Below are 21,184 nucleotides of genomic sequence, written 5' to 3' on the forward strand. Positions count from 1 at the left end.
CGGGCGAAAATCGGGGCGGCGAGCGTAAGAAGCCTTGTGGGGGAAAGGGCTCGAACTCAGACCGGCGTCCCGAACGCGTACACCGTCTGGTGGCTGTCGACCTCGACCTCGGCGAAGTCGCCGGGTTCGAGGCCGTGTTCGCTGGCGTTCTGGACGACGATCTGCCGGTACGCGGAGTCGCGGCACTTCACCGAGTCGCCGGTGCCCTCCTCGACGACCAGCACCTCGCGGGTGGTGCCGACGAGTTCCTCGTACGCCTCGGCGACGATCTCCCGCTTGAGCTCGCTCATCGCCTTCGAGCGGTCCTTCTTCGTCTGCCCGCCGAGCCCCTTCATCTCGGCGGCGTCCGTCCCGGGGCGCTTGGAGAACCGCGTCACGTTCACCTTCTCCGGGCGGGTCTCCCGGAACAGCGCCATCGACTGCTCGTGGTCGGCCTCGGTCTCGGTGGGGAAGCCGACGATGAAGTCCGTCGAGAGCGTCCAGTGGTCGAGCGTGTCGTCGAACGTCTCCACGATGTCGACGAACTTGTCGACGCGGTGCTGGCGGCGCATGTCTTCGAGCACGTCGTCGCTGCCGGACTGCACCGGCGCGTGGAGGAAGTCGTACAGCTTCTCGTTCTCGGCGTACACCTCGGCCAGCTCCTCGCGGATCCCGTGGACGCCGCCGGGGTTAGCCATCCCCACGCGGACCCGGAACTCGCCGTCGATGTCGCAGATGCGATCGAGCAGTTCGGGCAGCTTCCGCTCGCCCTCGTCCCAGCCGTAGACGCCGGTGTCCTGTCCGGTGACGCGAATTTCCTTCGCGCCGGCGTGGACCAGCGCGCGGGCCTTCTCGACGTTCTCCTCGACGCTCGGGGAGTCGATCCGGCCCGTGGCCTGCTTGGTGATGCAGTACGAGCAGTTGCTCATACATCCCCGGGCGATGGGGAGGATGCCGACGACGCCGTCCAGCACGGGCTCGGTGCCCGGGCCCGGCGTGGGACACTCGCCGTTGGTGACCGCCTCGGGCACGTCGTCCCAGTGGAGCACCTGCGCGTCGAGGTCGGCCTGCTCGAACTCCTCGCTCTGAGCCAGCGCCATGCAGCCGGTGACGATCAGGTCCGCCGTCTGCTCGTCGAGTTCTTCGGCGCGGCGGAGCATGTTGCGCTCGGTCTTCTCGACGACCGTACAGGAGTTGAGGATCGACACGTCCGCCTCTTTCGGCCCGTCCACCCGGTAGTGGCCGGCGTCGCGCAGCGCGCTCTCGATCGACCGACTCTCACCCCGGTTCGACGTACAGCCGTACGTCTCGATGTGGTAACGGGCCATCCTGTCGGAACTGGGCGAGCGGCGCGCAAAAGCCCGACGGTTCCGCGCCCGTTCGACAGCGGGTCGCGATCCGGGAACGGATGGAGGCACTTTCTTGCGCGTGGCCCCGGAATCGGGGGAGTGATGCCCTCCAGACGCGCGTTCCTCGCGGCGATCGGTACCGGCGTCGCCGGCGGCCTCGCCGGCTGCATCGACGGATCCGGCGGCGCTCCCTCACCCGGGAGCGACGAGAGCACCGAGTGGCCAGTCCGGAACTACGACCGCTACGGCACGGCGTCCGTCCCCGACGCCGCCGTCCCCCGGTCGGAGCCGGGCGAGCGCTTCAGCACGCCCCTTGACGGGACCCCGCGCGAACGCCCGATCGTCGCCGGCGGGCGGGTGTTCCAGCCCACCTGGGCCGGGATCGAAGCGCTCAACGCCGAGAGCGGCGAGAAGCTGTGGACCTACCCCGAGGGGAGCGACGAGGGCGCCAGCTTCTACCCCTCGCCGGCGGTCCACGACGGCACCGCGTACGTGGGCACCGAGTCCGGGTTCGTCGCGCTCGACACGGAAGACGGCGAGGAACGGTGGCGGGTCGAGACCGACGGCCGGGTCACCGCGTCGCCGGTCCCGGGCCCCGAGTGGGACGCGCTGTACGTCGGAACCGGGTACGGGGAGGTGCTCCGGGTCGCCCCGGACGGCGACGTCGAGTGGCGGACCTCGGTGTACGGCGAAGTGACCCATCTGGTCGCGGCGCAGATAGCCGGCGTCACCGCAGCCACGAGCGGCGGCGAACTGTTCAATCTCTACGACGGTCGCGGGCTCTGGCGGCAGAAGGTGCCCGGGAAGGTGACTGCCGTCGCCGGTCAGACCGGGAACGACCTGTTCGTCGCGACGTTCGGCGGCGGCGTGCTGAAGCTGCGGACGGCGGCCCATGCCGGCAGAGTCGCGTGGCACGCCGAGAACGGCCCGGTCGCGGACGGGGCCCTCGTGCTGGCCGACGGCGCGGTGTTCGGCGGCGATCTCTCGGGCATCCACCGGCTCGACGCCGGCGACGGAACGCTCGGCTGGGAGCTCGGCGACGACACGTACTCCGTCGCGGCCGCGGGGGACACGCTGTACACCGGCACCGACGGCGCGGTCGTCGCCCGGCGGCTCTCGGGCGGGACGGGTGTCGGTGGGGCCCGGGTGAACGCCGAGCGGTTCCGATACGGGGTCGGCGAGGAGGCCTCGGTGATGGGGGTGACGCCAGCCGACGGCGCGCTGTTCGTCGGCGTGAGCGACAGGGGAGACGGCGAAGAACGGCTGGTCGCGTTGGAGTAACGGGGGCGGTTTATTGGGGCGCGCCCTCGACGATCTCGACGCCCGAACTCGCGCCGATCCGTTCGGCGCCCGCCTCGAACATCGCCATCGCCTCGTCGTAGCTCCCGACGCCGCCGGAGGCTTTGACGGGGAGGTACTCGCTCATCAGTTCCACGTCCGCCACCTCCGCGCCGCCGTCGGCGAAGCCGGTCGAGGTCTTCACCATGTCGGCGCCCGCGGCCTCGGCGGCCTCGCAGGCGGCGTGTTTCTCGTCGTCGCCGAGCAGCGCCGTCTCGATGATCACCTTCACCGGCAGCGGCGTGGCGGCGACGATCTCGGCCAGTTCGTCCGCGACGGCGTCGGTCTCGCCCGCCCGCAGCCGGCCGACGTTGATCACCACGTCGAGCTCGTCGGCGCCGTCGCCGTCGGCGACGACCGCCTCCTCGCGCTTGGCGGCGGGCGCGTTCTGTCCGTGCGGGAAGCCGATCACCGTCGCCAGCGTCACGTCGGGCGCGTACTCGGCGGCCTCGGCCACGTAACACGGTGGGATGCAGGCGTTCATGCCGTACTCCGCAGCCTCGTCGAGGACGCGCTTCGTGTCGGCCCACGTCGTCTCGGGGCCGAGGACGGTGTGGTCGATGCGGGCGGCGAGCTCGTCGCGGTTCATAGCCGCCTCTGCGTGGGCCGCGGTGAAAAACACCGCCGCTACGCGCCGACGCCGGGCGTCGGCGGGCTCGCAAGCGCTCCGTAAGCCTTTCCGCCTCACCGCTCCCCCCGGGAACCATGGTACTCCCCGCCGGCTTCGCGCTGCCGCCGCTGCCGTACCTGCTCGGGCTGCTGCTCGCGGGCGGCGCCGTCGCCGTCGGCCTGCGGCGCCGCGACCCCCCGGTGTCGGCCCGGCTCGTGCTCGCGCTCGTGCCGTGGATGCTCGCGGGCGCGTGGCTCCACGTGCTCGACGTGGTCGGTGCCGTCCCGGACGCGGTCGCCCCGCTGCTGGGCACCCCTGCGGCGTACGTCACCACCGCCGTGCTCGCCGGCGCAGTCTGGCTCGCGGTCGAGGCCGACGACGGGAACGAACGACCGTTCGCCGCCGCCGGCGCCGGGCTCGCCCTGATCGCGCTCGTCGTCGGCGTCCGCTGGGGGCTCGCCGAGGGAACGGTCGGTGTCGTCTGGCCGGCGATCGCGGCCGTGCTCGGCGTCGCCGTCGGGATCGGCGTCTGGGTCGGCCTCCGCCGGGTCGCCCCGGCCATCGACGACGCCGGCGTCGCGGGCGCGCTGGCGATCGTCGCCCACAGCCTCGACGGCGTCTCGACCGCGGTCGGGATCGACGTGCTCGGCGCGACCGAGCGCACGCCGCTCTCGCGGGCGGTGATCGAGTTCGGTGCGACCCTGCCGACCGCCGACCTGCTCGGGAGCGCGTGGCTGTTCGTGCTGGTGAAGCTCGCGCTCGCCGCCGGCATCACGGCGCTGCTGGCGGAGTCGGTCCGGGAGGCGCCCCGCGAGGGCCGGCTGCTGCTCACGTTCGTCGCCGCCGTGGGGCTCGGCCCGGGCGCGCACAACCTCCTGCTGTTCTCGATCACGGGCTGACAGCCCGACTGTCCGACCGACAGCGACAGGTGACTCCCCCGACGACGCTCGGTATGGTCGACCTCCGCGAGGCAGCGCCGGCCGACCGACACGCGATCCGCAACGCCCACGTCGCGTCGATCCGCGGACTCGCCGCCGCGGCGTACGACGACGCGGTCGTCGAGGCGTGGGCCGATGCCGAAAACCGTGATCCGGACGGGTACGACGTCGAATCGGCGGAGAACGTCTTCCTCGTCGCCGTCGCGGACGGCGAGGTGGTCGGGTTCGGCGAACTGGCGGACGGTCCGGACGCCGCCGCGGCGTACGAGTTCGCTGCCGACGCCGAGATCCGGGCGGTGTACGTCTCGCCCGGCCACGCCGGCGAGGGAGTCGGGACCGCGCTCCTCGGGGAGCTAGAGCGCCGGGGACGCGACCGCGGCGTCTCGACGGTCGCGCTGACGGCGTCGGTCAACGCGGCCGGGTTCTACGAGGCGAACGGGTACGAGCGAGTCGCGGAGGCCGAACACGCGTTCGGCGACGGAGACGCGACCGGCCCGGTCGTCGTGATGCGCAAGCGGCGCTGAGTCAGCCCCGTCGGCGCTCCCGGCGTTTGCTGTACCACTCGCGGTCGCGCCGCCAACGCCGGAGGCGCGAGCGAACCGTCCCGTCCAGCATTCCGTGGCCCGGATTCGCGAGGAACTGGACGGTTGCGACCGCGAACACGGGGAGGCTCAGCGCGACGGTGAACGCGGTGAGCGCGAGGTACTGCCCGGTGACGAGATCGACGAACAGCGTGATCGCGAGCAGCCGGAGGCCGGCGACGAACAGGAGCCCGTCGAGCCGGGCGACCAGTCGCTCGCCGAGGCTCCGCCGGCCGGGCCGGCCCGAGTCGAACAGCAGCCGCTCGACGCGGTCGAGCGGGCGCGGCCGGAAGTACGCCCGTAGCGCGCGGGAACGGTGTCTCCGACGTGCCGACATAGTTGGTGAAAGGTAACAAGCCACAAAGAAAGCTCCGCCGGGAGCGGCCGGACCGCGGCGCTTTTGCCCTCGCCGCCGGCAACCGCGAGTATGGCCAAACAGCCCCACCTGCTCGTCGGCGAGGGTGACGTGAACGAGATCGCGCTCATCCCGGGCGACCCGGGCCGCGTCGACCGCATCGCGAAACAGTGTGAGAACGTCGAGGAGGTGTCCCAGAACCGCGAGTACAAGGTCGTCAACGCGGAGTACGAGGGGACCGAGCTGACGATCTGCTCGACGGGGATCGGCTGCCCCTCCGCCGCGATCGCGATCGAGGAGCTGCACAACGTCGGCGTCGAGACCGTCCTCCGCGTCGGAACGACGGGCGCGCTGCAGGAGAACATCGAGATCGGCGACATGGTCGTCGCCACCGGCGCCGCCAAGGAGGAGGGGACGAGCAAGCGCTACGAGTCCGCGACCTACCCGGCCGTGCCGGACTACGGCGTGCTCTCGAACCTCGTCGACGCCTCGGAAGCCAACGGCGAGGACGTGCACGTGGGGCCGATCGTCTCCGACGACGCGTTCTACAACGAGAGCGACGAGTTCGTCGAAGACTGGGAGGAGGCGGGGCTGCTCTGTATCGAGATGGAGGCCGCCGCCGTGTTCTCGCTGGCGCGGCGCCGCGGGATGGCCGCGGGCGCGATCTGCACCGTCGACGGCAACCTCGTGAAGGGGACCCAGAAGGGCGCGACCGACGACGAGGAGCTGCCCGAGAAAGCCAAGAACAACGTCGAACGCGCCATCGGGATCGCGCTCGACGCCGTCGCCGCGCTCTGAGGGATGGATCGTCTCCGGGAACGGGTCCGCGCGGCCTGTCGGCGCGGCCGGTCGATCGAACGCCGCGAGGTCGGCGAGTTCCGCCGCTGGGCCGAGAACACCGACAACCTCGTCCGACTCTCGGCGCTGGTGTTCGTCCCGCTGCTGATCGCGCTGGTGACGCTGCTCTCGAACGCGGTCGCGGCGCTGCCGTACCTCCTGTTCCCGCCGCTGGCCTCCGGGGCGTACACGCTGTTCGTCCGGCCGGAGAGCCGCTACGCGTCGCCGCGGCGCTTCGTCGGCGGGATCACCGCGGGGGCGGTCTGTGGCTGGATCGCGTTCGTGGCCGCGGAGCGACTGCTCCCGGCGGGCGGGACCGTCCCGCCGATCGCCGCCGCGAGTGCGATCGCGTTCACCGCGATCGTGACGTGGGTGTTCGACCTCGAGGAGCCGTCGGCGTTCTCCTCGGCGCTGCTGGTGTTGGTCGTCGACATGGGGACCGGCACGGTCGTGCTCCGACCGCTCCCCGAGTTGGTGTTCCGGCTCTCCCCGCGGTCGGCGTACGTCGTCAGCGTCCTGCTCTCGACGGCGCTGGTGGCCGGCGCGTTCGCGGTCTGGGACAAGACGTTCTACGAGCGCCGGGCGACGTACCTCTACGGCACGACCCACGGCGACGACCACGTGCTCGTCCCGGTCAGAGGCGAGAACGACGGGGAGACCGCGACGATGGCCGCACGGATCGCCGCCGATCACGACGCCGGCAAGGTGGTGTTGCTCGACGTGCTCGACGGGATCGACGCGGACGTGCTGGCCGCCCACCGCGGCGAAGGGGAGCCCGAGTCGGTCGACGAGGCCGACGCCGAACGCGTCCGCGAAGCGGCCGAACGCCTCGACGGGATGGCCGAGCGCCTGCGGACGGACTACGGCGTGCCGTGTGAGGTGATCGTCGCCAGCGGCGACCCCGCGGCGACCGTGCTCGACACCGCCGACCGCGCCAACTGCGACCTCGTGATCACCCCCTACGAGACCGAGGAGGGCGCGCTCTCGCCGTACGTCCGGCGGGTGCTCTCCGGTCCCGTGGACGCGATCGTCCACCGCTCGACCGGGACGACGGACTGGCGGCGCGTGATGGTGCCGATCGCCCGCCCCGGCGACACCGCCCACGCGATGGTGGACTTCGCGAGCCGGCTGGCCGGCGACGACGGCCGAGTCAGCGTCTGTACCTGCATCGACGCCGACGGCTCGCGGCGGGGCGCCGAGCACCGCCTCGCGAACGTGGTGGAGGCGTTCGACGGGCCCGTCGAGACCCGGGTCGCGCGGGCGGAGATCACGACGTACATCGAGGAGAACGCCGGCGCGTACGATCTGGTGATGATCGGCTCCTCCGGCGAGCGCTCGACGGCCTCGCGCCTGATCTCGCCGCCGACGTTCAAACGGTTGCGGACGGTCGACTGCGACGTGGCTGTGGTGGATCGGGGCGACGCCGGGCGATGATTCGTGGTCGTCGATGGATGGGACAGCGACGTTTTTGCGACTTTAGACGACTGAGACGGTAAACGAGACAGCGACAGCATCTCGATCGCTGGCCACTTGCGACCGCAGTGCGCCGAACACGAGGTTCGGCGCAGCGCCGAGTCCCCACCCCTCCCCCCGCCGGCGCCGACCGTCGGCGCCGGCGAGGCGTCCACCGCGACCGCACCGCTGTGGCTGTCGGCGCGAAGCGCGTGCGCCCTCGTGGCGCACGTCAGCGCGAGGGACGAGGGAGCGAAGCGACCGAGTCGGTTGGGGAGGCGTGAGGACTGTGCGGGGCGGTGCGGTCACAAGTGGCCAGGCTCACTCCGCGGTGCTGTTCGCGGTCGCGGTAGCAGGGTTGAACACGCGGCGTCAGTATTCATAGTCGCGGTAATCACCTCGAACCAACGCCGACAACACGCCGAACCGTCGAGAAACCACCGCCGGCCCGAACCCACGAACCGGGAAACGACTACTCCTCGCCCAACAGATCGCTCGCTTCCCGCTCGCTGTCGCCGTGGCCCATCGCGGCCTCCACGAGCAGATGCCCGCCGATCGCGGCGGGGCTGATCACCGTGTCCGCGCCGGCCCGCTTGAGCTTGCTCACGTTCTCCCGCTGGGTCACACCCACCGCGATGTGGATCTCGGGGTTGAGCTGGCGGGCTGTCAGGATGCTCAGCGCGTCCTCGGCGTCGCTGTTGGTGGCGGCGATGACGGCTCGCGCGCGGTCGATCCCCGCGCTCTCCAGCGGCTCCTCGTCGCTCGGGTCGGCCGTCAGGACGTGCACGTCGCGGTTGGCCAGCCGTCTGGTCGCCGCCTCGTCCTCGGTGATGACGACGAACTTCGCCTGTGTTTCCAGTTCTTCGAGGATCGGTTCGGTCAGGTCGCCGTAGCCGAGAACCAACACGTGGTTCTCGAGCGTGTCGAGTTGTTGTTCGGTCATGCGTCCGAGTGCGGCGGAGAGTCGGGCCTCGATCATCGGCGTCAGCACGACACCGAGCGCGACCGCGAAGGAGGCCACCGAGAGCAGAATCGCCGACATGGCGAACAGCCGCGCCTGCTCGGTCTGGGCGTAGATGTCGCCGTACCCCACGGTGCTGCCGGTGACGAGCGTGTAGTAGAACGCGTCGGTGAGGCTGTCGACGCCTTGGAACTCGTCGCGGAACGCGTAGGTGCCGGCCGTGCCGTACGCCTGTGCGGCCACCAGCGAGCCGATCGCGGCGAGCTGGGTCGTCGAGAGGTCGAGCTCGTTGTCGAACGTCCGACGGTTGAGCGCGACGACGGGCAGCGCGAGCAGCGACAGCGCCACCAGCGGGTAGGAGTACTCGCTGGCCTGCAACAGCCCCTGTGCGGCCGTGATCGGGAGCATCACGACCGTCAGGTACCAGCCGGCGCGGTAGCGGCTCCGGAGCATGAACGCCCCGGCCAGCGTGAGAAACCCCGTCAGCGCGCCCGTGAACCCCACCGTCTGCCGGACCATCGGCGGGATGTACGGCGCCAGCGGGCCGGTGACCGTCGTCGTGGAGATGTTGACGATGCCGGTCCCCACCGACAGCGCGGCGACGGCGAACGTCAACAGGATGGAGGCACGCACCCCAAGCCAGTCCCGGTCCCACTGCATACGTGACGGGTGACGGAGCGGGGACTTAAATGGCAGCCGATCCGGCCGCCGCCGGTACGTCTATGTCTCCCCCACCGCTGGCTGTGCGTATGGCGTCGTTCCCGCTCCAGATCCTGCTCGGGGTGTATCTCGGGCTGGTGACGGGCATCGTCCCCGCGCTGGTCTCCTGGGGGCTCGGCTTCACGTTCAAGTACTTCACTAACGTCACCATCCCCGGGTTCGGGACCGTCGTGCTCGCGCTCGCGATCGCGGGGGTCAACGGCGGCCTGCTCGCGCTCAACGACAAGGCGATCACAAACAGCACCAACGGCGTCGCGATCCTCGTCGCGATCGTCGTCGTGCTGATGCTGTCGATGTACGCCCACGCGAAAGGCGACCAGATGGGGGCGGCGACGCCGAAACGGCTCACGCTGAAGAAGCTCGCCGACCGCACCCTCTCCAGCGACGTGGTGGAGTTCGTCGGCAGCCGCGGGCAGGTGAAGCTGAACATCACGGGCGAGGTCGGCGATCTGGAGGGGTACCCGCCGCTGCCCGCGGAGCTCCGGACCGAGATCCGCGAGGCCGAGATCGCGCTGCCGGCGGACCTGCCCATCTCCGAGCTCGAACACCGCGCCGAGGATCGCCTCCGGACGGAGTTCGATCTCGTCGACGCGTCGGTCCGGATCAACGAGCGCGGGCACGCGACCGTCGCCGCCGCGCCGCCGACCGCCGGGCTCTCCAAGCGCGTCCCCAACGGGAAACGCGCGGTGTCGCTGACGACGCTGGTGCCGACGGGGCTGGCCGCCGGCGACGAAGTCCGGCTCCGGACGGCCGACGCCGAGTACGACGGGACGGTCGTGAGCGTCCGGCCCGGGAAGGAGGCGGAGACGCCCGCGGTCACCGACGGCGGCGAGGACGTGGCCGCGCCGCCGACGCCCGCCGCCAAGACCGCCGCGGGCGGGCGTGACCGCGTGACCGTCGCCGTGAGCCGCGAGGCGTCGCGGGCGCTCGTCCAGCACGACGTGACGGGGCTGACGGTGCAGTCCCGCGGCCAGCGCGAGGAGTTCGAGCTGCTGGCGCTGCTGCGGCGCTCGGGGAAGCGCCTCCGCCGGGTGACGGTGAAGGAGGGCGGCCCCCTCGACGGCCACGGGCTGGGCGAGGTGGGCGTCCGGTCGACGTACGGCGTGGTCGTGCTCGCGGCCCGGGGCGACGGCGGCTGGACGGTCGCGCCCGGGAGCGAGTACGTCCCCGCGGCCGGGCAGGAGCTGTTCGTCGTCGGCACGCCGACGGATCTCGACGCGTTCGCGGAGGTGGCGGCGTGATCCTCCAGATGCTGCTCGGGGACGTGGATCTCCTCCCGGCGCTCGGGGGGCTGTTCGGGCTCTCGGTGCTCGCCTTCCTCGTCGCCGCGGGCGTGTCGGTGGCCTACCGCTGGTACTTCCGGGAGCCGATCCCGCGCGGACTCGCGGCGCTGTTCGGCGTCGCGACCGTCGCGCTTTACCTCAACACGGTCGGGCTGCTGGGCCGGGTGATCGGGACGCCCGGCGGCGACCCGTTCGACGCGGTCGGGATCGGGATCGATCTGCTCACGCTGCTGTCGGCGTTCGTCGCGACGATCCCCGGCCGACGCCTCGGCGACTCGCTCCGCTCGGGGGTACTGACCGCGGCGGGCGCCCGCGAAGTCAACGCGAGCGTCGGGCGCGCGCTCCGCGGCGTCGCCCGCCTCTCGTCCGTCGAACTCCCGCCGGCCGACGAGATCGAGGACATGCAGAGCTACGACCCCGTCCCGGCAGCAGTGAAGGCGGAACTGGGCGGGAAGACGCTGCTGTTCCCCCGGGCGGGGACGGAGACGCTCCGCGATCGACTGGTGACACGGCTGAAGGAGGACTACAACGTCGGCTACGTCGACGCCGAACTCGCCGACGACGGGACGGTGACCTACCTCGCGCTCGGCTCGCGGCTCGCGGGGATCGGCCCCACGCTCGGGCCGGGTACCTGTGCCGTCGCGGTCGAGGCCGACCCCGCGAGCGACGCCGGCCCGGGCGACATCGTACAGGTGTGGACGATGCCCGCGCCCCCCGCGGAGGGGAACGACGTCGAAGCCGCCGAGGCTCCCGACGCCGCCGCGCCGGCGCCGAGCGAGGTGGAGGGGGCCCGGCGCGTGACGACCGCGGAACTGCGCGCGACCGCGGGCGAGACGGTGACGCTCGTCGTCGACGAGGGCGACGCCGCGGCGCTCTCGCCGGACGAGCGCTACCGGTTGGTGACGCTGCCCGTGAGCGCACGCGCCGATCAGGAGTTCGCGTCGCTGCTGCGTGCGGCCGACGAGACGCTGGGCGTCGTCGACGTTCCCGAGGGGAGCCCGCTCGTGGGAGTCACGGTCAACGAACTCGATGTCGCCGTCGTCGCGATCCGGGCGTCGTCGGGGACGCTCGACTCGCTGCCGGCCCGCGAGCGCGCGCTCGAACCCGGCGACTCGGTGTACGCGATCGGTCGCCCGGACGTGCTGCGCGGGCTGGAAGAGCGAGCCCGGGGTGGGTGAACGCAACCCTCTTTTCCGCCCGTCGCCCACCCTCGCCCATGCAGTGGAAGCTCTTCGCTGATCTCGCCGAGGCCGCCGGCGAGCGCACCGTCACGGTCGACGTCGACGCCGGCGCGACCGTCGACGACGCGCTCGAAGCGCTCCTGACGGCGAAGCCGGGGCTCCGGGATCGGGCACTGAACGAGGACGGCGAGCTCCGGGAGCACGTCAACCTCCTCAGGAACGGCGAGAGCGTCGAAGCGGACGCGACCGTCGAGTCGGGCGACGAACTCGCGCTGTTCCCGCCGGTCAGCGGCGGATAGATCCGATCCTCTGCAGTTCTCCGGGTAGTTACTCCCGCGGGAAGCCGACGCGCTCGGCGTCGGCGAGCGCGCGATCGGCCGCCGCGTCGATGTCGAACTCCCGGACCAGTTCGCCGTCCCGGAGCAGCGGCTCCAGCAGCGCCTCGCCGTCGGCATCACGGTCGGCGAGCGCGACGTGGTGGCCGCCGTCGTCGGTCCGGTACACCTGCTTCGCCCCCGAGAGCTTCCCGCGCTTGGCGGCCGGCTCCCCGTCGACCGCGACGATGTCGAGCGCGAAGTCGACCGGGTCGGCGTTGCTGACGTAGCCGCCGACGCCGAACCCGTCGGCGACGTCGCGGAGGTGGCGGATGCTCGACGGGTCGATCCCGCCGCTGACGAACACGTCCACGTCCGCGTGGTCGCGGGCGTCGAGCTCCCACCGGACCTCCCGGACGATGTGGCGGAAGTCGCCGCGACGGGAGCCGGTCGTGTCGAGGCGGACGCTGTCGAGGTCGTCGCCCAGCGTCTCGACCGCGCGGAGCACCTCGTCGACCTCGTCGGAGTAAGTGTCACACAGCGTCACTCGCGGCACGTCGGGGTCGACCGCCTCGTCGAACGCGCGCCACGCGTCCTCCTGATTCCCGCGACCGAAAGCGATCAGCAGCGCGTGGGGCATCGTCCCGCCGGCCTCCCGGCCGAGCACCGCGCCCGCGGCGACGTTGGAGATGCCGTCGAGCCCGCCGATCAGCGCGGAGCGTTCGACCATCGCGCCGATCGAGGGGTGGACGTGGCGCGTGCCGAAGCTCAACACGGTCGACTCCGGCGCGGCCCGGCGGGCCCGGAGCGCGTTGGTCGCGACCGCCGAGGCGTGGGAGAGAAAACCCAGAAGCGCCGTCTCGTAGCGCGCGAAGTCGAGGTAGTTCCCCTCGATCCGGCAGACGGGGCCGCCGTCGAACAGCGTCCCCGCCGGCAGCGCGTCGGCGTCGATCGGCAGCCCTTCGAGCAGGTGGGCGGCGTCTTTCAGCCCCGCGAGCAGTTCGAACTCGCCGGTCGGGAACTGGTCGGCGGTGACCTCCGCGACGACGTGGGGGTTCCGTCCCGCGTGGGAGAGCGTCTCGGTCGTCCGGTCGAAGTAGGCGTCCGTCGCGTCGCCTGACTCGATCGCCTCGGGTGGGATGATGTCGAACTCGCTCATGGTGTGATCCCCGCAGTCGCGGGTGACAGTCCGTAGCCGAACTCGTGGGCGTGTGAACAAAAAGTCCCGTCTATCGGGGCGGGCGGAGAACGAGGCTCTTCGACCGCGGCGTTCGAACGCGACGCGTCTCCTTACTCGGGCTCGTCCAACTGCTCGGCCAGCGTGACCGCGTCGCCGGCGACGGTCGTGTAGTCGACGCCGGCCTCGTCGGCGACCAGCCGGATGTGCGACGCGAGCAGGGAGAGCGCCTGCATCCCCTCCTGCTGGGCGTCGTCGGCCTGTTGAGCAAACGTGGAGTCGACCTCGCGGCCGTCGCGGACGACGCCGACGTAGAGGGCGGTGGCGTCCTCGTCGAGCAGGTCGCGGGCCTCCTCGACCCGGCGGGCGAACTCCGGGTCGTCGTCGGCGTCGGTCGGTTCGGCGCCCTCGGAGTCGTCGGCCACGGGAATCAGTCGGGGCGCGGCCGGGCGACGAACAGCGTCTCGACGATGCTGAACGGGTCGTAAACGGACTGGTGGCAGGCGCAGTAGACGCCGTCCGCGCCGCCGAAGGAGGCGGAGGACTGGGTCTGCTTGTACCCCGGCACACAGCAGAAGTGGGTACACTTGTTGAGCCACGCGATGAACCCCTGCTCGGTGCTGGCCTGCAGCCAGTTCACGATGGACTGGTCGGCGTCGGTGTTCCCGTTCGCGATCTCCTCGATGATCGGACTCCGGATCACCTGGATCGGGATGGTGTTCTCGGTGTCCTCCGAGCGCCAGCGACCGGTCGCCGGCTTGCCGAGGCCGGCCTCACCGATGCCGTTGCCCCAGCTCTCGTAGTTCTCGAACATGTCGACGTTGAGCCGGTCGCCGCCCTCGACTGCCTCGCTCTGCCAGTCGTAGGCGGGGCCGGAGTCCGAGCGGAAGTAGTTCTCGGACTCGTAGCTCGGAACGATCCCCTGATACGACTCGACGCCGCAGTACTGGAACCACTCCGAGGAGTAGGTCTGCCCGCCCATCTCGGTCTGGGCGACCTCGATCGTCCGGCCGCCCTGTTCGACCTCCTGAACCTCGGGCCAGACACCCTTGAGGTACCCCTCGTCGTCGATCTCGACGGGGATCTGGGGCATTCCGCGCGGGGCGGGCCCCGCGGTGTTCTCGATGGCCATCGCCGTCGTCGAGCCACCGCCCGACCCCGGCGACTGGGTCGCGGAGTTGATGCCGACCGCGCCGGTCATGCCAACGGCGGCCAGCCCCGCGCCACCGACGACCCCCTTGACGAACCGCCGACGCCCGGACTCGGCGGGATACTTGTCCTCGTCTGCGCTCATGCCCGATATGTCGGTACCGCGTTCTCAAAAGCATGACGAAGCACCCATGCGGGCGACGGGTCGGCCGAAGCGGCGACGAGGCCCGCGGGGACGGCCGTCCGGGGGCGCGAACCGAACGCCGTGACCGTGGCTCGGAGCGGGACGACGCCCGCGACCGCCGGCAGCTACCGGACCTTCCCCCGCGCCTGCACTTCCCAGAGATCCGCGACCTCGCCGTCGCGAACGCCGACGAGCAGATCGTGGAGGTTGATCGTCGTACAGACGTGCGGGACGACGAACTCGATCCGGTCCCCGACCGCGAACGTCTCGTCGGACTCGCTGGTGTCGATCCAGCCGTGCTCCTCGCTGGCGTTGACGTACTCGATATCGTCGCGGTTCTTCGGCACGGGCAGCTGGGGCTTGTCGAGCGAGAACGTCTTGCTGCCGCCGTCGACCACCAGCCGGTCCTCGTCGGGCACCGAGATCACCGTCGTCAGCACCGTCGCGGTGCAGTCGGCTTTCGACACCTCCCACGGCCGGAGTTCGAGTTCGCCCACGTCGTTGAACGGGTACATGCCGGGGTTGATCTCGGTGACGACGGGGTGGCGGGCGCTGTACCGCGAGGTGGCGGTACCGCCGACTTTCACCTCGTCGACGGCGACGCCGGCGGCCTCGATGTCGTCGACGACCGACTCGGCGAGAGCCATCGCTTCCCAGCAGCGCTCCTCGAACTCGGCTTCCGTCGACGCCTCACTCTTGACGTGGGCGTCGTACGCGAGGATGCCGTCGAACGCGAGCGCGTCGGCGTCGGCGATCCGCGCCGCGAGTTCGGGCGCGTCCTCGGGCGCGACGCCGGTCCGGTTCAGTCCCATGTCGACTTCCAGCACTGCGTGGAGCGTTCGGTCGTTGCGCTCTGCCGCGGCTTCGAGCGCGTCGATCGTCGCTTCGGAGTCGACCGTCGTCGCCAGCGCGTCGAGTTTCCCGTCGAGCCAGCAGAGGCGGTCGAGTTTCGACTCGCCGACGACCTGATACGAGAGGTAGATGTCGTCGACCCCGTTGCGGGCCATCGTCTCCACCTCGCCGAGGGTCTGACAGCAGATGCCCGTCCCGCCAGTGAGTTCGACCTCGCGGGCCGCGAGCGCCGCGTTCTTGTGCGTCTTGACGTGCGAGCGGAGATCGACGTCGTGTTCGTCGGCGACGGCGGCGTACTCGCGGATGTTCTCCTCCATCGCGTCGACGTGGGCGAGCAGCACCGGTGTCTCGAGGTCGTCGACCGACTGCCCGAGGCGGGGCGCCATCTCGTCGCTGGTCCACGTGGTCATGCAGGAGAACGCGGCCGGGGACGGCAAAAACGGACGGGAAGGGGCGAGCTATCCGAGCAGCCGCGAACAGGAGCCACAGAGGTTCTCCTCCTTCACGTCGACCTCGCGCACCGTCGGGGAGAACGACATCACGCACTTGCTGTTGTCGCAGTGTTCCAGCCCGAAGTTGTGGCCCATCTCGTGGACCACCTCCTTGCGGATGCGGTCGGCGAACACCTCCGAGGTTGGCTTGTTGGAGATGCCGCCGTCGGAGGAGGTGTTGAGCCGGTGGGTCGAGATCACCGAGCCGCGGCCGTTGAGGTACGCCAGCCCGAACACGTAGTTCCGCTGGCGGTAGTAGAGATCCTCGGTCGTGATGGCGATGTTCTTCTCGCCGGTGCCGGCGTCGCTGGCCACCTCGATGAACCGCTCGGCGCGGTACTGACTCCGCCCGCGGTCGAACGCGTCGTCCGGGATCGCCTGCTCGCTCCGAACGCCGACTTCGCAGTCGTAGACGGCCCGCAGCGCCTCTGACGCCTCGCGTTTGGCACGGCTGGGGACCGACCCGACTGGAACGATGTCGACGCGCATATCTTCACTCACGCCGAGGACCAGCATAAACCCTCGGCATGTCACGTCAAACCGACCCCATGATCGTCAGACGGCTCCGGGACGACGAGCGTGTGCTGGAGGTCGGGATCGGCGACCGAACCGGCGTCGCGGCCCGCCTCGTCGAGGCCGGCGTCGACGTGCGTGCGACCGACGTTCGCCCCGTCGCCGTCCCCGAGGGCGTCAGCTTCCGCGTCGAGGACGTGACGACCGTCGACGAGCCCGAGGCGTTCCATCGCGTCGACACGGTCTACGCGCTCAACGCCCCGGCCGAGCTCCACCGACCGATCCGGGCGCTCGCGGCGGCGGTCGGCGCGACGTTCCGGTTCACCACGCTGGGCTACGAGGCGCCGTCGATCCCCGTCGAGCACGAGACGCTCGGCGGCGGCGACACGCCGCGGGTGACCCTCTACACCGCCGCGACGCGCGACGAGCCTCGCCCGGGGAGTCGCTGACGCCGGCGCGAGCCGCAAACGCCTTTCCGCCCGGGGTCGGAGCGGGGGTATGCACGCTGACGCGGTCGTCCTCGACGTCGACGGGGTGCTGGTCGACGTGGCCGACTCCTACCGGCGGGCGATCATCGAGACGGTGCAGCGACGCCACGGCGGGACGATCGAGCGCGCGACGATCCAGCGCTTCAAGGACGCCGGCGGCTTCAACAACGACTGGGAGCTCACCGACGCGGCGACGCTGTTCGTGCTCGCCCGCGAGGCGGGCTATACGGGTGACGCCGCCGAGTTCACCGACGCGATCGCCGACCACGAGGAGGGCGGGCTGGCCGCCGCCCGCGCGGTGCTGCGCGAGGCCGCGACGCGCGAGGGGTTCGACGCCGACGCGGTCGAAGCCGAGTGGGATCCCGAGGGCGTCCGGGAGACGTTTCAGGCGCTCTACCTCGGCGCGGAGCTGTACCGCGAGATCGAAGAGGCGGAGCCGCCGTTCGAGGCGCCGGGGTATATCCACGACGAGCCGGTGCTGGTCGAACCGGGGACGATCGAGCGACTCCAGTCGGGGTTCTCCGTCGGGGTTCTGACGGGGCGACCCGCCGCCGAAGCGGATATCGCGCTCGAACGCGCCGGGCTCTCGGTCCCCGACGAGCACCGCTTCACGATGGACGACTGGGAGGAGGGCAAACCCCACCCGAGCGCGCTGGTCACGCTCGCGGAGCGGTTCGGCGCGGACTCGGTCGTGTTCGTCGGCGACACGCTGGACGACGTGCGGACCGCGACGAACGCCGGCGAGGCCGACCCCTCGCGCGAGTACCACGGGGTTGGCGTGCTCACGGGCGGGCTGACGGGCGAGTCGGGGCGCCGGAAGTACGAGGCCGAGGACGCGGCGGCTGTGCTCGACTCGGTGAACGACCTGCCAGAGCTGCTAAAGTAGGGTCACGGCCTAACGAGAGCGCTGACTGTCGTACTGACCAGGAGTCCCCGCGGAGCTGTTGTGTGCTACCGGTGTTTTCTCGCGTGTTAGCACCCAACGCTTTTGAAAACCGGCGATGCAACCACCAGTATGGCTCGAGACATCACACGGCGTCGGATGTTGGGCGCCGGTGCCACGATCGGCCTCGGTTCCATCGCGGGCTGTGGGGACCGCGATGGAGCGACACCACAGGACACGGCCTCGGGGGGCGGGTCGCCAACGGCGGGCGTGGAGACGAACACCGAGCAGACCGTCGAAAGCGCGGCCGAGCTGATGGGGGTTCTCCCCGCAAAGTACGTGATCACGAAGAAATCCGGCGAGATCCGGGCGTACGACGGATCGACGCTCAAGATCGCGTTCCGTGGCGAAGCCGGGAGCGACGACGGCGAGGTGCTCCAACGAACGTTCGACGCGACGGACGGCGGCCGGGTGTTCATCCGCCGAGGGGCCTACACCGTTGAACGAGGGCTGCGGGTACCGAACGACTTCACCGAGGTACGGTCGGACTTCGCGTGGCTGCGGTTCGAGGACCACGAGCCATCCGGCTCGGCCCAGGTGGATTTTGCCGTCGAGTCAGCGTCGAACGTCACGGTGAACGGGCTGGTTCTCGACGGGCAGAAACGTGAGCGGACGGGCGGGACACGAACGGCGGACATCTGGGGCGAGTCCTCGTTCGTGACGTTCAGGAACTGCGTCATCTTCGGGGGGAAGTCGGTCGACGGGAGCGCAGGCTACGGGATCGGCGAGGACAACGACGCCGATTACGTCACGATCGACAACTGCGTGGTCCGGGACAGCGACCGACACGCGTACCACCCCTCCGCGAGCCACCACCGGATCGTCAATTCGACGTTCATCGACAATGCACAGCGGACGGGCGACATCTTCGACCTCGCGCTGACCAACGCCATTGTCGCGAACAACCACTTCGAGGCCAACGGGCACGGGATCAAGATCGACGATACCGACGGCGACGTCGCGGGCGGCCATATCGTTATCACGGGCAACGTCTTCGCCGACAACTACCTCCCCGACATCGCCTCCGGACAGATCGAGTTCGCGGACACGAGTGTCGGGTCAGTGACCATCTCGGACAACACCTTCCTCCTGCCCGAGATCGACGCCGAGGAGACCTCGGCACACGTGCTCTTCAACTCCGACCTGGACCTCGGGACCGTCACGATCCGGAACAACCACTTCGAGGGCGGGGGCCCGAACGCTCTCACGTGGTTTACCGAGACGGGCCGCCGGCTCGACACGCTCGTCGTGGAGCACAACACGTTCGAAGACGTGCCACGGGACGTGGGGCTCCTCGCGAGTGCCAACCGACTACTGTTCCGGGACAACTTCATCACCTGCTCCGGCTCGCAGGAGGGTCGTCTCACGGTCACCGAAACCAACTCCGGCGTCGTCTCCGGGAACGTCTGTTACAACGCGACGATCGAGGTCGCCGACGGGTTCGGCCTGGTCACTGAACGGAACCACGAGTTCTGAGTTCGGGACGTGCCCCGATGCGATCCGTCACCGTCGCGAACACGGCGACATGTCTGCCACTCGCGCAATCCTTACGTCGGAACCGGCCCCACCTCGGGTATGGAGATCGCGATACTCGGCGGCACCGGCGACATCGGCGAGGGGCTCGCTCTGCGACTGGCGTACGACACGGGCCACGACGTACTGATCGGCTCCCGCGACCCCGAGAAAGCCGAGACGAAGGCCGCGGAGTACGAGACCGAACTCGACTCCCGGGGCGTCGAGACGACGATCGAGGGCGGCGCCAACGCGGACGTTGCCGCGCTCGCGGACGTGGTGGTCGTCGCGGTCCCGCCGTACTACGTCGACGACACGATCGAGGCGGTCGCCGACGACCTCGACGACGGCGACATCGTGGTCACGCCCGCGACAGGGATGGACCGCGACGACGACGGGTTCCACTACGCGCCGCCGCCCGCGGGCAGCGTCACCGAACACGCCGCGAGCGCGGTGCCCGAGGGGGTCCACCTCGTCGGCGCGTTCCACAACCTCGCGGCGGGGCGGCTAGCCAATCTCGACGCCGAACTCGGCGTCGACACGTTCGTCGTCGGCGCGGACGACGACGCGAAGGGGATCGTGACCGACATCGCCGAGGGGATCGAGGGGCTGCGCGCACTCGACGCCGGCGGCCTCGCGAACGCCGCCGAGGTCGAGTCGCTGACGCCGCTGCTGGTCAACGTCGCCATGAACAACGACGGGCTGCACGATTTGGGATTGGAGCTGAAGTAGCTCAGAACCGCGACTCCAGTTCCTCCCGCAGGTCGTCGGGCTCCATCCCCTTCATCGAGAACAGCACCAGCAGGTGGTAGAGGAAGTCCGCACTCTCGGCCGCGAGTTCGGGGCGGTCGTCGTCTTTCGCGGCGAGGATCAGCTCCGTCGACTCCTCGCCCAGCTTCTCCAACACGGCGTTCTCGCCTTTCTCGTGGGTGAACAGCGAGGCGGTGTAGCTGTCCTCCGGCAGTTCGCGCTTGCGCTGCTCGATCGTCTCGAACAGGGCGTCGATGGTGTCGGCGTCGAGCGGTTCCTCCCCCTCAGTCGCGTTCTCGGGGTCGCTCACTGGCCGCTCACCTCGACCGTCTCGAAGAACGCGAGGTCGTGGATCCGAGAGTCGGCGGTGAGTTCGGGGTGGAACGACGTGCCGACGACGGGGCCCTGTCGGACCGCCACGGGGTCGCCGTCCCAGCGCGCGAGCACCTCGACGGAGCCGGCGTCGTTGATCGGCGCGCCCGAGCCGTCGCCCACCTCGTCGATCAGCGGCGCGCGGATGAACACCGCCGGGAACGGCGAGTCGAGCCCCGCCACGTCCAGCGGGGCCTCGAAGGAGTCCTTCTGCCGGCCGAACGCGTTGCGGTCGACAGTCACGTCGAGCAGGTCGAGCGTGTCGACGCGGTCGTCTTTCGCGTCCGTGGAGGCGACGATCAGGCCGGCACAGGTCGCGAGCACCGGCTTCCCGGCCGCGACGTGGTCGCGGATCTCCGCGTCGATCCCCTCGCGGGCGAGCAGTCGGGAGATGGCCGTCGACTCGCCGCCGGGCATCAGGAGCACGTCGCAGTCCGGGACCGTGCCGGACTGGCGGATCTCCACCACCTCGGCTGCCTCGCCGTGGGCCCGGGCGGCGCGCTCGATGGCGGCGGCGTGTTCGCTCACGTCGCCCTGGACCGCGATGACGCCTGCTTGCATGGCTAGTGATGGGTGAGCGGCGCGCAAAAAGGGTGCGTTCCCGGGGCTCAGAACGCGGCGCGGAGCACCAACACGAGGATCCCGAACAGCGTCCCGGCGGCGACGACCGTGCGGGGGTCCATTCGGATGGCGTTGCGGTCCTCGGCATCGAAGTAGCGGACCAGCCCCGCGCTGGACATCAGTCCGCCGCTGTCGCTTCCGCTCATACAGCCACATCTGGACGTGAGCCGCCTAAAGCTTCCGGAGCGTGGCGGGGAGCGCGAACGGAGAAACCGAACGGAACACCGCCGGCGG

The 21,184-nt window shown here is 70.5% G+C and carries 24 protein-coding genes; 12 read left to right on the forward strand and 12 right to left on the reverse strand.

Translation table 11 applies throughout. The annotated features are described in order from the left end of the window. Window positions 1-56 precede the first annotated feature (56 nt). On the reverse strand, window positions 57-1,307 hold the full coding sequence (locus ACQUSM_RS11430) for a tRNA (N(6)-L-threonylcarbamoyladenosine(37)-C(2))-methylthiotransferase (protein WP_435118680.1): 1,251 nt from the start codon (window positions 1,305-1,307) through the stop codon (window positions 57-59). 123 nt (window positions 1,308-1,430) lie between these two features. Here ACQUSM_RS11430 and ACQUSM_RS11435 point away from each other — a divergent pair, with 123 nt between their 5' ends. Further along, entirely contained in the window at window positions 1,431-2,609 is a 1,179-nt protein-coding gene (locus ACQUSM_RS11435; RefSeq protein WP_435118682.1) for a PQQ-binding-like beta-propeller repeat protein, read from the forward strand. A 10-nt stretch (window positions 2,610-2,619) separates the two neighbouring features. On the opposite strand, the gene deoC is transcribed toward ACQUSM_RS11435, so the two are convergent. Beyond that, complete coding sequence (gene deoC, locus ACQUSM_RS11440; protein WP_435118684.1) at window positions 2,620-3,255, reverse strand: deoxyribose-phosphate aldolase; 636 nt, start codon at window positions 3,253-3,255, stop codon at window positions 2,620-2,622. A gap of 116 nt (window positions 3,256-3,371) precedes the next feature. On the opposite strand from deoC, the gene ACQUSM_RS11445 reads away from it, so the two are divergent. Continuing rightward, window positions 3,372-4,175, forward strand: coding sequence for a DUF63 family protein (locus ACQUSM_RS11445; RefSeq protein WP_435118686.1), 804 nt, complete (start codon window positions 3,372-3,374; stop codon window positions 4,173-4,175). A gap of 53 nt (window positions 4,176-4,228) precedes the next feature. Then, on the forward strand, window positions 4,229-4,738 hold the full coding sequence (locus ACQUSM_RS11450; protein WP_435118688.1) for a GNAT family N-acetyltransferase: 510 nt from the start codon (window positions 4,229-4,231) through the stop codon (window positions 4,736-4,738). 1 nt (window position 4,739) lies between these two features. On the opposite strand, the gene ACQUSM_RS11455 is transcribed toward ACQUSM_RS11450, so the two are convergent. After that, complete coding sequence (locus tag ACQUSM_RS11455; RefSeq protein ID WP_435118690.1) at window positions 4,740-5,132, reverse strand: hypothetical protein; 393 nt, start codon at window positions 5,130-5,132, stop codon at window positions 4,740-4,742. A 90-nt stretch (window positions 5,133-5,222) separates the two neighbouring features. Here ACQUSM_RS11455 and ACQUSM_RS11460 point away from each other — a divergent pair, with 90 nt between their 5' ends. Continuing rightward, the gene (locus ACQUSM_RS11460) at window positions 5,223-5,948 is read left to right on the forward strand and encodes a nucleoside phosphorylase (RefSeq protein ID WP_435118692.1); all 726 of its coding nucleotides are present in this window, start codon (window positions 5,223-5,225) and stop codon (window positions 5,946-5,948) included. Window positions 5,949-5,951: 3 nt separating this feature from the next. Beyond that, entirely contained in the window at window positions 5,952-7,421 is a 1,470-nt protein-coding gene (locus tag ACQUSM_RS11465; RefSeq protein WP_435118694.1) for a universal stress protein, read from the forward strand. 490 nt (window positions 7,422-7,911) lie between these two features. On the opposite strand, the gene ACQUSM_RS11470 is transcribed toward ACQUSM_RS11465, so the two are convergent. Beyond that, window positions 7,912-9,060, reverse strand: coding sequence for an NAD-binding protein (locus tag ACQUSM_RS11470; protein WP_435118695.1), 1,149 nt, complete (start codon window positions 9,058-9,060; stop codon window positions 7,912-7,914). An 89-nt stretch (window positions 9,061-9,149) separates the two neighbouring features. On the opposite strand from ACQUSM_RS11470, the gene ACQUSM_RS11475 reads away from it, so the two are divergent. From ACQUSM_RS11475 to ACQUSM_RS11485, 3 genes are read left to right on the forward strand one after another with little or no spacing between them, the layout of a single operon-like run. Continuing rightward, window positions 9,150-10,361, forward strand: coding sequence for a potassium channel family protein (locus ACQUSM_RS11475; protein ID WP_435118697.1), 1,212 nt, complete (start codon window positions 9,150-9,152; stop codon window positions 10,359-10,361). Continuing rightward, window positions 10,358-11,581 (forward strand): potassium transporter TrkA, encoded by a 1,224-nt coding sequence (locus ACQUSM_RS11480; protein WP_435118698.1) that lies wholly within the window; start codon window positions 10,358-10,360, stop codon window positions 11,579-11,581. Before ACQUSM_RS11475 ends, ACQUSM_RS11480 begins: the two co-directional genes overlap by 4 nt. Before the next feature lie 38 nt (window positions 11,582-11,619). Beyond that, complete coding sequence (locus ACQUSM_RS11485; protein ID WP_435118700.1) at window positions 11,620-11,883, forward strand: ubiquitin-like small modifier protein 1; 264 nt, start codon at window positions 11,620-11,622, stop codon at window positions 11,881-11,883. 28 nt (window positions 11,884-11,911) lie between these two features. Here the strand turns inward: ACQUSM_RS11485 and ACQUSM_RS11490 are convergent, their stop codons facing one another. From ACQUSM_RS11490 to ACQUSM_RS11510, 5 genes are all read right to left on the reverse strand, one after another. Next, window positions 11,912-13,057 (reverse strand): nicotinate phosphoribosyltransferase, encoded by a 1,146-nt coding sequence (locus ACQUSM_RS11490; RefSeq protein WP_435118702.1) that lies wholly within the window; start codon window positions 13,055-13,057, stop codon window positions 11,912-11,914. 131 nt (window positions 13,058-13,188) lie between these two features. Further along, the gene (locus ACQUSM_RS11495; protein WP_435118704.1) at window positions 13,189-13,500 is read right to left on the reverse strand and encodes a hypothetical protein; all 312 of its coding nucleotides are present in this window, start codon (window positions 13,498-13,500) and stop codon (window positions 13,189-13,191) included. 5 nt (window positions 13,501-13,505) lie between these two features. Then, the gene (locus tag ACQUSM_RS11500; protein ID WP_435118705.1) at window positions 13,506-14,369 is read right to left on the reverse strand and encodes a ubiquinol-cytochrome c reductase iron-sulfur subunit; all 864 of its coding nucleotides are present in this window, start codon (window positions 14,367-14,369) and stop codon (window positions 13,506-13,508) included. A gap of 164 nt (window positions 14,370-14,533) precedes the next feature. Beyond that, on the reverse strand, window positions 14,534-15,670 hold the full coding sequence (locus ACQUSM_RS11505) for an alanine racemase (RefSeq protein WP_435118707.1): 1,137 nt from the start codon (window positions 15,668-15,670) through the stop codon (window positions 14,534-14,536). Window positions 15,671-15,718: 48 nt separating this feature from the next. Then, window positions 15,719-16,240 (reverse strand): archaemetzincin family Zn-dependent metalloprotease, encoded by a 522-nt coding sequence (locus tag ACQUSM_RS11510; protein WP_435118709.1) that lies wholly within the window; start codon window positions 16,238-16,240, stop codon window positions 15,719-15,721. A gap of 38 nt (window positions 16,241-16,278) precedes the next feature. Between ACQUSM_RS11510 and ACQUSM_RS11515 the strand changes: the two genes are divergently transcribed. From ACQUSM_RS11515 to npdG, 4 genes are all read left to right on the forward strand, one after another. After that, window positions 16,279-16,713, forward strand: coding sequence for a UPF0146 family protein (locus ACQUSM_RS11515; RefSeq protein WP_435118711.1), 435 nt, complete (start codon window positions 16,279-16,281; stop codon window positions 16,711-16,713). 49 nt (window positions 16,714-16,762) lie between these two features. Continuing rightward, complete coding sequence (locus ACQUSM_RS11520; RefSeq protein WP_435118713.1) at window positions 16,763-17,638, forward strand: TIGR01548 family HAD-type hydrolase; 876 nt, start codon at window positions 16,763-16,765, stop codon at window positions 17,636-17,638. A gap of 129 nt (window positions 17,639-17,767) precedes the next feature. Then, window positions 17,768-19,171 carry a right-handed parallel beta-helix repeat-containing protein gene (locus ACQUSM_RS11525; RefSeq protein WP_435118714.1) on the forward strand — a complete coding sequence of 468 codons (1,404 nt, stop codon included), beginning with the start codon at window positions 17,768-17,770 and terminating at the stop codon, window positions 19,169-19,171. 99 nt (window positions 19,172-19,270) lie between these two features. Next, on the forward strand, window positions 19,271-19,939 hold the full coding sequence (gene npdG, locus ACQUSM_RS11530; protein ID WP_435118716.1) for an NADPH-dependent F420 reductase: 669 nt from the start codon (window positions 19,271-19,273) through the stop codon (window positions 19,937-19,939). Between the two features lies 1 nt (window position 19,940). On the opposite strand, the gene hisE is transcribed toward npdG, so the two are convergent. The 3 genes from hisE to ACQUSM_RS11545 are packed head-to-tail and all read right to left on the reverse strand — an operon-like array spanning window position 19,941 to window position 21,096. Beyond that, window positions 19,941-20,267, reverse strand: coding sequence for a phosphoribosyl-ATP diphosphatase (gene hisE / locus ACQUSM_RS11535; protein ID WP_435118718.1), 327 nt, complete (start codon window positions 20,265-20,267; stop codon window positions 19,941-19,943). Further along, window positions 20,264-20,890: a pyridoxal 5'-phosphate synthase glutaminase subunit PdxT gene (gene pdxT / locus ACQUSM_RS11540; protein WP_435118719.1), complete on the reverse strand. Its 627-nt coding sequence runs from the start codon at window positions 20,888-20,890 to the stop codon at window positions 20,264-20,266. The genes hisE and pdxT overlap by 4 nt, the downstream gene beginning before the upstream one ends. 47 nt (window positions 20,891-20,937) lie before the next feature. Next, the gene (locus ACQUSM_RS11545; RefSeq protein WP_435118720.1) at window positions 20,938-21,096 is read right to left on the reverse strand and encodes a preprotein translocase subunit Sec61beta; all 159 of its coding nucleotides are present in this window, start codon (window positions 21,094-21,096) and stop codon (window positions 20,938-20,940) included. Between the last annotated feature and the right edge of the window lie 88 nt (window positions 21,097-21,184).

The sequence above is a fragment of the Halolamina sp. C58 genome (genome assembly GCF_051195095.1).
Taxonomy (GTDB): Archaea; Halobacteriota; Halobacteria; order Halobacteriales; family Haloferacaceae; genus Halolamina.